Origin of the sequence: Arthrobacter sp. GCM10027362 (genome assembly GCF_042679445.1) — a bacterium.
Classification (GTDB): Bacteria; Actinomycetota; Actinomycetes; order Actinomycetales; family Micrococcaceae; genus Crystallibacter.
Genome location: NZ_JBHTML010000131.1, coordinates 1 through 12,396, shown reverse-complemented (window position 1 = coordinate 12,396; position 12,396 = coordinate 1). Strand labels below are relative to the sequence as shown.

Annotated in this window: 12 protein-coding genes; 10 read left to right on the top strand and 2 right to left on the bottom strand. The window is 69.5% G+C overall.

Annotation, left to right across the window (positions count from 1 at the left end; translation table 11 throughout):
• The 10 genes from infB to ACFQ36_RS16135 form a co-directional block, all read left to right on the top strand.
• On the top strand, window positions 1-1,979 hold a 1,979-nt coding region (gene infB / locus ACFQ36_RS16180), incomplete at its 5' end, for a translation initiation factor IF-2 (protein ID WP_377015361.1).
• A gap of 247 nt (window positions 1,980-2,226) precedes the next feature.
• A complete protein-coding gene (gene rbfA / locus ACFQ36_RS16175) occupies window positions 2,227-2,760 on the top strand; it encodes a 30S ribosome-binding factor RbfA (protein ID WP_377015359.1) in 534 nt (177 codons plus the stop codon).
• A complete protein-coding gene (locus tag ACFQ36_RS16170; RefSeq protein WP_377015357.1) occupies window positions 2,747-3,247 on the top strand; it encodes a nucleoside deaminase in 501 nt (166 codons plus the stop codon). Before rbfA ends, ACFQ36_RS16170 begins: the two co-directional genes overlap by 14 nt.
• 52 nt (window positions 3,248-3,299) lie before the next feature.
• Complete coding sequence (gene truB / locus ACFQ36_RS16165) at window positions 3,300-4,256, top strand: tRNA pseudouridine(55) synthase TruB (protein WP_377015355.1); 957 nt, start codon at window positions 3,300-3,302, stop codon at window positions 4,254-4,256.
• A complete protein-coding gene (locus ACFQ36_RS16160) occupies window positions 4,253-4,627 on the top strand; it encodes a hypothetical protein (protein ID WP_377015353.1) in 375 nt (124 codons plus the stop codon). Before truB ends, ACFQ36_RS16160 begins: the two co-directional genes overlap by 4 nt.
• A 23-nt stretch (window positions 4,628-4,650) precedes the next feature.
• Complete coding sequence (locus ACFQ36_RS16155) at window positions 4,651-5,118, top strand: hypothetical protein (protein ID WP_377015351.1); 468 nt, start codon at window positions 4,651-4,653, stop codon at window positions 5,116-5,118.
• Between the two features lie 111 nt (window positions 5,119-5,229).
• Window positions 5,230-6,210, top strand: a complete 981-nt coding sequence (locus ACFQ36_RS16150) for a bifunctional riboflavin kinase/FAD synthetase (protein WP_377015350.1) — start codon at window positions 5,230-5,232, stop codon at window positions 6,208-6,210.
• A 173-nt stretch (window positions 6,211-6,383) separates the two neighbouring features.
• Window positions 6,384-6,653 carry a 30S ribosomal protein S15 gene (gene rpsO, locus ACFQ36_RS16145; RefSeq protein ID WP_377015348.1) on the top strand — a complete coding sequence of 90 codons (270 nt, stop codon included), beginning with the start codon at window positions 6,384-6,386 and terminating at the stop codon, window positions 6,651-6,653.
• 302 nt (window positions 6,654-6,955) lie between these two features.
• Window positions 6,956-9,211 (top strand): polyribonucleotide nucleotidyltransferase, encoded by a 2,256-nt coding sequence (locus ACFQ36_RS16140; RefSeq protein WP_377015363.1) that lies wholly within the window; start codon window positions 6,956-6,958, stop codon window positions 9,209-9,211.
• Between the two features lie 2 nt (window positions 9,212-9,213).
• Complete coding sequence (locus ACFQ36_RS16135) at window positions 9,214-10,587, top strand: M16 family metallopeptidase (RefSeq protein ID WP_377015346.1); 1,374 nt, start codon at window positions 9,214-9,216, stop codon at window positions 10,585-10,587.
• 258 nt (window positions 10,588-10,845) lie between these two features.
• On the opposite strand, the gene ACFQ36_RS16130 is transcribed toward ACFQ36_RS16135, so the two are convergent.
• Together ACFQ36_RS16130 and moaA are read right to left on the bottom strand one after the other, a co-directional pair.
• Entirely contained in the window at window positions 10,846-11,112 is a 267-nt protein-coding gene (locus ACFQ36_RS16130; RefSeq protein WP_377015344.1) for a MoaD/ThiS family protein, read from the bottom strand.
• On the bottom strand, window positions 11,113-12,189 hold the full coding sequence (gene moaA / locus ACFQ36_RS16125; protein ID WP_377015342.1) for a GTP 3',8-cyclase MoaA: 1,077 nt from the start codon (window positions 12,187-12,189) through the stop codon (window positions 11,113-11,115). It abuts the gene before it with no gap.
• Between the last annotated feature and the right edge of the window lie 207 nt (window positions 12,190-12,396).

Genomic DNA, 12,396 nt, shown 5'->3' with positions numbered 1-12,396 from the left:
CCGCCGGCGGCGGCTTCGGCAAGGGCGGCCGCGGCCGCGGCGGGACCCAGGGCGCCTTCGGCAAGGGCGGCGCCGGCCGTGGCAAGCAGCGCAAGTCCAAGCGTGCCAAGCGCCAGGAACTGGAGCAGATGAGCGCACCGTCGCTGGGCGGCGTGACCGTCCCCCGCGGCGACGGCAACACCGTCATCCGGCTGCGCCGCGGCTCCTCCATCACGGACTTCGCGGACAAGATCGAGGCCAACCCGGCCGCGCTGGTCACCGTGCTGTTCCACCTGGGCGAGATGGCCACCGCCACGCAGTCCCTGGACGAGGACACCTTCCAGGTCCTCGGCGAGGAGCTGGGCTACAAGATCCAGGTCGTCTCGCCGGAGGATGAGGAGCGCGAGCTGCTGGACTCCTTCGACATCGACCTGGAGGCCGAACTCGAAGCCGAGGGCGACGCGGAGCTCGAGAAGCGCCCCGCCGTCGTCACCGTCATGGGCCACGTGGACCACGGTAAGACCCGCCTGCTGGATGCCATCCGCAACTCCAACGTTGTCGAAGGCGAGCACGGCGGCATTACCCAGCACATCGGTGCCTACCAAATCGGCTTCGAGCACGACGGCCGGCAGCGCAGGATCACCTTTATCGATACCCCGGGCCACGAGGCGTTCACCGCCATGCGTGCCCGCGGCGCCAAGGTCACGGACATCGCCATCCTGGTGGTGGCCGCGGACGACGGCGTCATGCCGCAGACGGTGGAGGCGCTCAACCACGCCCAGGCCGCCGGTGTGCCGATTGTGGTGGCCGTGAACAAGATCGACAAGGAAGGCGCCAACCCGGAGAAGATCCGCGGCCAGCTGACCGAGTACGGCCTGGTTCCGGAGGAATACGGCGGCGACACCATGTTCGTGGATGTCTCGGCGCGCCAGCACCTGAACATCGACGAGCTGCTCTCGGCGGTGCTGCTGACCGCCGACGCCGCGCTGGACCTGCGGGCCAACCCGAACAAGGATGCCCGCGGTATCGCCATCGAAGCGAACCTGGACAAGGGCCGCGGTGCGGTTGCCACCGTCCTGGTGCAGTCCGGCACCCTGCATGTCGGGGACGCCATCGTCGCGGGCATCGCCCACGGCCGCGTCCGCGCCATGTTCGACGAGAACGGCGAACCGGTCGAGGCCGCCGAGCCGTCGCGTCCGGTGCAGGTCCTGGGCCTGTCCACCGTGCCGCGGGCCGGCGACACCTTCCTGGTCACCGACGACGAGCGCACCGCCCGGCAGATCGCCGAAAAGCGCGAGGCCGCCGACCGCAACGCGGCCCTGGCCAAGCGCCGCAAGCGGATCAGCCTGGAGGACTTCGACAAGGCCGTGGCCGAGGGCAAGGTGGACACGCTCAACCTCATCCTCAAGGGCGACGTGTCCGGTGCCGTCGAAGCCCTGGAGGACTCGCTGCTCAAGATCGACGTCGGCGAGGACGTCCAGCTGCGCGTTATCCACCGCGGTGTCGGTGCGATCACCCAGAACGACGTCAACCTGGCGACCGTGGACAACGCCATCATCATCGGCTTCAACGTCAAGCCTGCCGAGCGGGTGGCCGAGTTGGCCGACCGCGAAGGCGTGGACATGCGCTTCTACTCGGTCATCTACGCCGCCATCGATGACATCGAGCTGGCGCTGAAGGGCATGCTGAAGCCGGAGTACGAAGAGGCGCAGCTCGGCACCGCCGAGGTCCGCGAAATCTTCCGGTCCTCCAAGTTCGGAAACATCGCCGGCTCCATCGTGCGCTCGGGCACGATCCGCCGTAACTCCAAGGCGCGTGTCAGCCGTGACGGCAACATCATCGGTGAGAACCTCACCGTTGAGTCGCTCAAGCGGTTCAAGGACGATGCGACCGAGGTTCGCGAAGGATTCGAGTGCGGTATCGGGCTTGGATCGTTCAACGACCTCAAGGAAGGCGACATCATCGAAACCTACGAGATGCGCGAGAAGCCGCGCGTCTAGGAGTGGGGCGCTCCCGCAGTGTCGGCTTCGCCGCCACAGCGGGCCCCGCGCCCGACTCCGGGTGGGGCAGGGTCCCTGCGTGCCGCTGGCGCGCCACGCAGGGACCCTGCGGCCCCGCCCTGATGGGGGTAGTCCCGCTGAATAGCGATGACGGCGGGCGGTCTGCAACTGCAGCCGCCCGCCGCCGTCGTGCCCGGAGAAACCGGGACTGGTAATTTTGCACACAAGGAACCACGAAGGAGGGGCCATGGCAGATCCGGCACGCGCCGCACGGCTGGCACAGCGCATCAAGGTGGTAGTCGCCCAGGCGCTGGGCAAGCGGGTCAAGGACCCGCGGGTGGATGCGATCACGATCACCGACGCCCGCGTCACCAACGACCTGCAGCACGCCACCGTCTACTACACGGTCTTCGGCGACGACCAGGCCCAGCAGGGTGCCCGCGCGGCCTTGGAGAAGGCCAAGGGGGTGCTGCGCAGCGAGGTCGGCCGCAACATCACCGTACGCCTGACCCCGACCCTGGAATTCGTCCCCGACGAGATTCCGGTCAATGCCGACCACCTCGAGGAGCTGCTGCGCAAGGCCAAGGCCCGGGATGCCGAAGTGGCCGCATTGGCGCAGGGCGCGACGTTCGCGGGGGAGGCCGATCCGTACAAGAACCTGGACGGCGCCGAGTTCGGCGACGACTCCGACGACATCGAGGACGACGAAGAGGACTTCGCCGCCGACGAAGACGGCGTGGAGAACGCCGACGAGGACGAGGACGCCGATGAGCGCCGCTGAACCGCCGGAGGCGGCCGCCAGCGACGTCGCCGGCTACCTCGGCCGGGCCCTCGCGCTGGCCGTGCGCAACGTCGGCAGCGCGGGCGGCCCCTTCGGGGCGCTGGTCGTGGCCCCCGACGGGCGGGTTTTCGAGGGGACCAACCGGGTCACCGCCACCAACGACCCGACGGCGCATGCCGAGGTCGTGGCCATCCGCGAGGCCTGCCGCGCGCTGGGCACCTTCGTGTTGTCCGGCTGCGTGCTCTACAGCAGCTGCGAGCCGTGCCCGCTGTGCCTGTCCGCGGCGCTGTGGGCGCGGCTGGACCGCGTCTACTTCGCCGCCGACCGCCACGATGCCGCGGATGCCGGCTTCGACGACGCCGCGTTCTACGACTACTTCTACGGGCGGTCCGATGCTTCGCTGCTGCCGGTGGAGCAGGTCACCGTGCCGGAGTCCGTGGAGCCCTTCCGCAGCTGGGCGGCGCTGGACAGCCGCATCGAGTACTGAGCCGGAACCCGCGCGTCCGGCAGGGCCCTGCCCACGCCATATACTGAAATGCGTGAATTCGGGGCAAGCGTCGGAACAGTCCAGGGGACAGACCGCAGGACAGACCCAATCGGGACTGGTCATCGTGGACAAGCCGCAGGGGTGGACCAGCCATGATGTGGTCGGCCGGCTGCGGCGGCTGGCGGGCACCCGGAAGGTCGGCCACGCCGGGACGCTGGACCCGATGGCCACCGGCGTGCTCGTGGTCGGCGTCAACCGCGCCACCCGGCTCCTGACCTACATCGTCGGCACCTCCAAGACCTACACGGCCACCATCAGGCTCGGCCAGTCCACCATCACCGACGACGCCGAGGGCGAGATCCTCACCGAAACCATCGCCGCCGCCGTGACCGAGGATTCCATCCGGGCCGCTGCCGCGGCGCTGACCGGGGAAATCAGCCAGGTGCCCAGCAGCGTCTCGGCGATCAAGATCAATGGCGAACGCTCCTATGCCCGGGTCCGCTCCGGCGAGACCGTGAAGCTGCAGGCCCGGCCGGTGACCGTCCACCGCTTCGACATCCACGAGATCCGCCGGGTGCGTGCCGGCAAACTCCTGGACGTGGATGTGACGGTGGAGTGCTCCTCGGGCACCTACGTCCGGGCGCTGGCCCGGGACCTGGGCTCGGCTCTGGGGGTGGGCGGCCACCTGACGGCCCTGCGCCGCACGCGCGTGGGCCCGTTCGGCATCGAAGCCGCTGCCACGCTGGAAGAACTCGCCGAAGACCTCGCCGTGCTGGACCTGGACGACGCCGCGCGGGCGCTGTTCCCGGTTCGCGAACTCGACGCCGCCGAGGCCCTGGACCTGTCGCACGGCCGGCGCATCGCCGCGGGGCAGCAGGCCGCACCCGGTACGCCGCCGGCCGCGGCCTTCGCCCCGGACGGCCGTCTGGTGGCGCTGCTGGAGAACCGGGGCGTCCACGCCAAGCCGCTGCTGGTCTTCGCCCCGGGCCAGGAGGCGGGCGGCCGGTGATTGTGGACGGATTCTTCATCGCCGGGACCGTCGTCGCCCTGGTTTCCGTGCTGGTGTGCGTGGCGGCCGCCGTGATCCGGCAGCCGCCGAACGACATCACCATCCTCTCGGTGGCCGCGGTCGAGCTTTTCCTGCTGGTCTACGGGGTAGCCGCGGTCGTCCGCCAGGTCGGCGGGCAGGCCGTCGCCGGCGAGGTCTGGGAATTCTGGGGCTACTGGCTGACAGCGCTGCTGGTGCCGGTGGCCGCCTTCTGGTGGGCAATGCTCGAACGCAGCCGATGGAGCAACCTGGTCCTCGGCGCGGTGGGAATCACGGTCTTCGTCATGCTGTTCCGGATGGAACAGATCTGGGACGGGGCCCTGCCGGCCTGAGGAATGAGATGAAAGCGAATCGGATGCGAACAGAACACAGCGGCACCGGGGCGCGGACGGCCCCGGCTTCCGGAGCGGGACCGGACACCGGAACCAGATCCAGCGGTCCGGGACGGCTGCTGGTGGCGGTGTACGGGGTCTTCGCCCTCTCCGCCACGGCCCGCGCGGGCTACCAGATCGCCACCAAGTTTTCCGAGGCGCCGCTGGCGTACCTGCTCTCGGCGCTGGCCGCAGTGGTGTACATCGTGGCCACCGTCGCCCTGGCCAGGTCCGGCCCGCGCGCCTACTGGACCTGCGTGGCGGCCGTCAGCGTGGAACTTGCCGGCGTCCTGGCCGTGGGCCTGCTCAGCCTGCTGGACCCTGCCGCGCTGCCGCACGACACGGTATGGTCCGGCTTTGGCAAGGGGTACGGCTATGTGCCGCTGGTCCTGCCGGTCCTCGGCCTCTGGTGGCTGCGGCGGCACCGGCCCGGCGCGCGGCGGGCCGGCTGAACGCTCCGGCCGCCGCCGGCACGCAATATCCCCGCGATCGTCCATAATGGATAGCGGCATGCGGGAAGACCCGACAACGCCGACACCTTCAAACCACGCAAGGAGCGCACCGTGCACTACTGGAAAGACCTGGCCGAAGTACCGTCCGGCTATGGTCCGTCAGTGGTGACCCTGGGTAATTTCGACGGCGTGCACCGGGGCCACCAGCGCGTGTTGGAGACGCTGGTGGACACCGCGGCCCGGCATGACGCCAAGGCTGTGGCCATTTCCTTCGACCCGCATCCGGCACAGGTCCACCGTCCCGAGACGGCGCCGCCGCAGATCATGGGCCTGCAGGACCGGATCGAGGCGCTGGCCGAATCCGGCATCGACGGCCTGCTCATGATGCGCTACACGCTGGAGCTGGCCAGCAACACGCCGGAGGAATTCGTCCGCACCGTGATGGTCGAGACGCTCGGCACCTGCGCCGTCGTCATCGGCCACGACGTGCGCTTCGGCAAGGACAACTCCGGGGACCTGCGCACCATGCAGGAGCTGGGCGAGCATTTCGGCTTCGCCGTGCACGTCATCGAGGAATACAGCTCGCACCAGCCCGACGCGCCGGACATCCTGCACGGGGACCGCCGCTGCTCCTCCACCTGGGTCCGCGAGGCCCTGATGGAAGGCGACGTCGCCACCGCCGCGCAGGTGCTGGGCAGGCTGCACCGGGTCCGCGGGGAAGTGGTCCACGGGGATGCGCGCGGACGGGACCTGGGCTTCCCCACGGCCAATCTCTCCCCGGATTCCTCCGGACTGGTGCCGGCGGACGGCGTCTATGCCGGCTGGCTGATCGATGCCTCCGGCATCCGCTGGCCGGCGGCCATCTCGGTGGGCTCGAATCCCACGTTCGCCGGCGCCAGCCGCCGCGTGGAGGCCCATGTGATCGACCGGCCGGGCCAGGCGGTGGAGGATTTCAACCTCTACGGGCAGACCGTCGTGGTGGAGTTCGTCGCCCGGCTGCGTGGCATGGTCGCCTTCAACGGCCTGGACGAGCTGATCGCCCAGATGGCCCTGGACGTGGCGCAGACCCGGGCCCTGCTTTCGACAGACTGAGGGCGGCAAGGTAGACTTGTGTCCAAATTTGGCTGCGGTCCGTGGCGGCTGAATTTCTTTGCGCCTCCCCGCAGGTTTCCGGTTCAACCCGGCAGCTTCCTGCCGCGGCCGGCGCTCAGTACCCGGCAGCGAAGTGTTGTTCGGGCCTCACGGCACAACTTCTAGGAGTTACTGTGGCATTGGACGCCGCTGTCAAGCAGGAAATCATCAAGGCTTACGCCACCCACGAGGGCGACACGGGTTCTCCCGAGGTGCAGATCGCAGTTCTGTCCCGCCGCATCTCGGACCTGACGGAGCACCTGAAGATGCACAAGCACGACCATCACACCCGCCGCGGCCTGATGGCCCTGGTCGGCCGCCGTCGTCGCATGCTCGGCTACCTGCACGACACTGACATCAACCGCTACCGTTCGCTCATCGAGCGTCTCGGCCTGCGCCGCTAGCAGGATCCGCCGGGCGGCGCCCCTGTTGGGCGCCGCCCGGCGTTCCCACCGGTGCCGGATCCGGCACCGGCGCCGAACCCAACGGCGCACATCAAACAACTCAATAACCGAAAACAGAGGTGTCCGGCATCGCGGCACTCGCGGTCCTCGGTAGTGGTCTACGGGAGTGAAGTGCCCGTGGGCCTCGATCGAAGACCGGGTGTTGTACAGGTACTTCAGGCTATGCAGGGTATGCACAGGGACTGACCGGGCCTGGGCTGCTGCCGGTGCCTCCTCTCGATCAGGAAATGGAGGTGGCTCTCTTGGAGGGTCCCGAAATTCAGTTCTCCGAGGCCGTCATCGACAACGGCCGTTTCGGCCAGCGCGTCGTCCGGTTCGAAACCGGCCGCCTGGCACAGCAGGCAGCAGGTTCCGCGATGGTCTACATCGACGAAGAAACCGCCATGCTGTCCGCAACCACCGCCGGAAAGTCCCCGCGTGAGGGCTTCGACTTCTTCCCGTTGACCGTGGATGTCGAAGAGCGCATGTACGCCGCCGGCCGCATCCCGGGGTCGTTCTTCCGCCGGGAGGGGCGTCCCTCCACGGAGGCCATCCTCGCCTGCCGCCTCATGGACCGTCCGCTGCGTCCGGCGTTCGTCAAGGGCCTGCGCAACGAGGTCCAGATCGTGGTCACCGTCCTGGCCATCAACCCGGACGACCTCTACGACGTGGTCGCCATCAATGCCTCCTCCATGTCCACCCAGCTGTCCGGGCTGCCGTTCTCCGGCCCGATCGGCGGCGTCCGCGTGGCGCTGGTGGACGACGGCAACGGCGCGCAGTGGGTCGCCTTCCCGAAGTACTCGCAGCTCGAGAACGCCGTGTTCAGCATGGTGGTGGCCGGCCGCATCGCCGGTAACGATGACATTGCGATCATGATGGTCGAGGCCGAGGCCACCGACAACGCCTGGACGCTGATCAAGGAACGCGGCGCCACCGCCCCGACCGAAGAGGTCGTGGCCGAGGGCCTGGAGGCCGCCAAGCCGTTCATCCGGGCGCTGTGCGAGGCGCAGTCGGACCTGGCTGCCCGCGCCGCCAAGCCCACCGTGGAGTTCCCGGTCTTCAAGGACTACGAAGACGACGTCTTCGCCGCCGTCGAGGCCGCCGCCTCCGGCAAGCTGGTGGAGATCTTCTCGATCGCGGACAAGCAGGCCCGCAACGATGCCGCCGACGAGTTCAAGGCGGAGGTCCTCGGGCAGCTGGCCGGCACAGACGAGGCGGCCTTCGCCGGCCGCGAGCGCGAAGTCTCCGCGGCCTTCAACGCGGTGACCAAGCAGGTGGTGCGCCAGCGCATCCTCAAGGACCAGGTCCGCATCGACGGCCGCGGCCTGACGGACATCCGCAAGCTGACCGCCGAGGTGGAGGTGCTCCCGCGCGTGCACGGCTCGGCCATCTTCGAACGCGGCGAGACCCAGATCCTGGGCGTGACGACGCTGAACATGCTCAAGATGGAGCAGCAGATCGACTCGCTCTCGCCGGTCACCCGCAAGCGGTACATGCACAACTACAACTTCCCGCCGTTCTCCACCGGCGAGACCGGCCGCGTCGGGTCCCCGAAGCGCCGCGAAATCGGCCACGGCGCCCTCGCCGAGCGCGCCCTGGTGCCGGTGCTGCCCAGCCGCGAAGAGTTCCCGTACGCCATCCGCCAGGTCTCCGAGGCCCTCGGCTCCAACGGTTCGACGTCGATGGGCTCAGTCTGTGCCTCCACGCTGTCGCTGCTCAACGCGGGCGTGCCGCTGAAGGCGCCGGTGGCCGGGATCGCCATGGGCCTGGTCTCCGACCAGGTCGACGGCGAGACCCGCTACGCCGCGCTGACCGATATCCTCGGGGCCGAAGATGCCTACGGCGACATGGACTTCAAGGTGGCAGGCACCTCGGAGTTCGTCACCGCGATCCAGCTCGATACCAAGCTGGACGGCATTCCGGCCTCGGTGCTGGCGGCGGCCCTGAAGCAGGCCCGCGAGGCCCGGCTGCACATCCTCGGCGTGATCAACGCGGCGATCGACACCCCGGACGAGCTCTCCGAGTACGCCCCGCGGATCATTTCGCTGAAGATCCCGGTGGACAAGATCGGCGAGGTCATCGGCCCCAAGGGCAAGATGATCAACCAGATCCAGGAGGACACCGGCGCGGACATCTCGATCGAGGACGACGGCACCGTGCTGATCGGGGCGACCGACGGCACTTCCGCCGAGGCCGCCCGTGCCGCGGTCAACGCCATCGCCAACCCGCAGGTTCCCGAGGTGGGCGAGCGCTACCTGGGCACTGTCGTGAAGACCACCACCTTCGGTGCCTTCGTCTCCCTGACCCCGGGCAAGGACGGCCTGCTGCACATCTCCGAGCTGCGCAAGCTCGCCGGCGGCAAGCGCGTGGACAACGTCGAGGACGTCGTCTCGGTGGGCCAGAAGGTCCAGGTCGAGATCACCAAGATCGACGACCGCGGCAAGCTCTCCCTGGCTCCGGTCGTGGCCGAGGAGTCCGCCGAGGGTGAGAAGGCCGAAGCCGCGGCAGCAGCCGAGTAAGCATGACCGCCGTCGTCCTGCCGCTGGCCGGCAGCCTCAACAAGGCCGATTCCGACGTGATCGGCGGCACGGATCCCACGCTCGTCCACGGCGAGCCGGGCGGCGCCATCGTGCGCCGCTCGGTGCTGCCGGGGGGAGTGCGGGTCCTGACCGAGGCCATGCCCGGCCAGCGGTCGGCGACGATCGGCTTCTGGATCGCTGTCGGTTCAAGGGACGAAGCCGAGGGCCAGCACGGCTCGACCCACTTCCTGGAGCACCTGCTGTTCAAGGGCACGCGGCGGCGCACGGCGCTGCAGATCGCCTCGGCCTTCGATGAGGTCGGCGGGGAATCCAATGCGGCCACCGCGAAGGAAAGCACCTGCTACTACGCGCGGGTGCTGGACACCGACCTGCCGATGGCGATCGACGTCATCGCGGACATGGTCACCTCCGCCGTGCTGGACCCGCAGGAACTGGAGCAGGAACGGGCCGTCATCCTCGAAGAGATCGCCATGGACAATGACGATCCCTCCGATGTCTGCCATGAGATGTTCGTGGCGGCGGTGCTGGCCGGGCATCCGCTCGGCCGCCCCATCGGCGGCACCCCGGAAGCCATCCAGGCCGTGCCCCGGGAGGCCGTCTGGGACCATTACCGGCGCTACTACCGGCCGGAGGAACTGGTGGTCACCGCTGCCGGCGGGCTGGACCACGAGGCAGTCTGCAGGCAGGTGCTCGAGGCGCTGCGCGATGCCGGCTGGGAACTGGAGGAGGGCCGGCATCCGGTGCCGCGGCGGGCCACCGGAAGGGCGCAGATCTCCTCGCGGCCGGGCATCCACGTCTACCGGCGCCCGGTGGAGCAGGCCAACATCGTGGTCGGCTGCCAGGGCATCGTGGCCACCGACGAACGCCGCTTCGTGATGAACGTGCTCAATGCCGTGCTCGGCGGCGGCATGTCCTCGCGGCTGTTCCAGGAGGTGCGCGAGAAGCGGGGCCTGGTCTACTCCACCTATTCCTTCTCCGGCGCCTACGCGGATGCCGGCTACTTCGGCATGTACGCCGGCTGCACGCCGTCGAAGACCCGGCAGGTCATCGAACTGCTCGGGACGGAGCTGGACAAGCTGGCCGCGGACGGGATCGGTGCCGAGGAACTGCGCAAGGCCGTCGGCCAGCTCTCCGGCGGGATCGTACTGTCGCTGGAGGACACCGGGTCGCGGATGTCGCGGCTGGGCCGGGCCGAGCTGGTCTCCGGTGAGTTCCTGGATGCCGACGAGTCCCTCGCACGGATCCGCGCGGTCACTGCGGGGCAGGTGCAGGAGCTGGCCCGGGAACTGGCCGGCGCTCCGCGTACCGTGACGGTGGTCGGGCCGTTCGACAGCCCCGCGGATTTCGGGCTCTAGCCGTCTGCCGCGCCGGAGCCGGCGAGGCCGGCTACGCAGCGCGCCATCCGCCGGCTCCTGCCGGGACGGAGCTTGTCCCGGTACGAGTCGACCGCCGGGTCCGGCTTACTTCTGCGCGTCCGGGCCGGACGTGGCCGTACCGCCCGGGTCGACGGCGGGGCCGGCGTACCGTCCTGGGATCCTGCCGGGCGGCACCTGCCATGCGTTCCCGTCCGGCCGTTCCGGACTACCTGCGGGCAGGTTGGCCCGGACCCGGCATTACCCTCCGGCGAAGGGCGGCAGGATGTCGATGACGTCCCGGTCATCCAGCACTGCCGCATGGTCCTTGAGCACTATCTCGTTGCGCAGGAAACTGCTGCGGGCCAGCACCGCCGGCAGCGCCGGGGCTCCGGCCGCGGCCGGGACCGGATGATCGCGCGCCAGCAGCTCCAACACGTCCGCCAGGGTGGCGCCCGCGGGCAGGGGCAGGGTCTGTTCCTCCACGCCGGCCGCTGCCTTGGCAGCGCCGAAATACCTGATGATCATCTAACCGCCTATCGCGCTCATGGTGCGGTCGGGCTGGACATAGTCCGCGTCCCCCAGACCGGTGTGGTCCATTCCGTGGGCCCGGGGCTTGGCCCACATGGCCTCGCGCCAGCGGACGGCGACGTCCTCGTCCGTGGCGCCGCCGCGCAGCAGGGCGCGCAGGTCCGTTTCCTCATGTGAAAACAGGCAGGAGCGCACCCGGCCCTCGGCCGTAATCCGGGTGCGCCGGCAGTCGGCGCAGAACGGCTCGGTCACCGAGGCAATGATCCCCACGGTGCCGGCGGGCGTATCCGCGCCGTCCCGGCGGACCTGCCAGCGTTCGGCGGGAGCGCCGTCGCGCTGCCGCGGATCCGCGGTGAGCCCGAAGCCGCCGGCCTCGAGCAGGGCGCAGATCTCCGCGGCGGTCACCATGTTTTCCCGGGTCCAGCCATGGTCCGCATCCAGCGGCATCTGCTCGATGAACCGCAGCTCGTAGCCGCGGTCCAGGGCCCAGTCCAGCAGCCGCGGCGCCTCCAGGTCATTGATTCCGCGCATCAGCACGGCATTGATCTTCACCGGACCCAGCCCGGCCCTGCCCGCCGCCTCGAGGCCGGCCAGCACACGGTCCAAAAACGGCCGCCGGGTGAGCCGGGCAAAGGTCTGCGCGTGCAGCGAGTCCAGCGAGACATTGATCCTGGTCAGACCGGCCTCCTTGAGCCGGCGGGCCTGCTTGTCCAGGCCCAGGCCGTTGGTGGTCAGCGAGACCGGCAGCTGGGGATGGTTGCGCCGGACGCCGGCAATGATGTCCGCCAGTCCCGCCCGCACCAGCGGCTCCCCACCGGTCAGCCGCAGCTCGCGCACGCCCAGCAGCTCCACCCCGATGCGCACCAGGCGGATGATTTCCGCGCCCGTGAGCACCTGCTCCTTCGACAGCCAGTCCAGTCCGTCCGCAGGCATGCAGTAGGTGCAGCGCAGGTTGCACTTGTCCGTCAGCGAGATCCGCAGGTCCGTCGCCGTGCGGCCGAAACGGTCCGGCAAACCCGGCAGCTCCGGCGGGGCGGGCCGGGCAACCCTCGGCAGGCCCAGATTAACGCTCATATACCGAGGGTACGTCAGCAGGTCAAATGCCGCTTCGCGGTGAAGTGGGGCCTGCCGACGGGCCGGCCGGGCCCGGGCCTACCGTTGACGGTGTGCGCCGGGCCGCCGGAGACTGGAAGCGGCGGGGAGTCCGCCAACGGTCCGGAGCAGGAGGCCCGATGGTGTCCCGGAGCGGGGCGGCCGCGGCCGGAGCCGTGGAGATCGGAA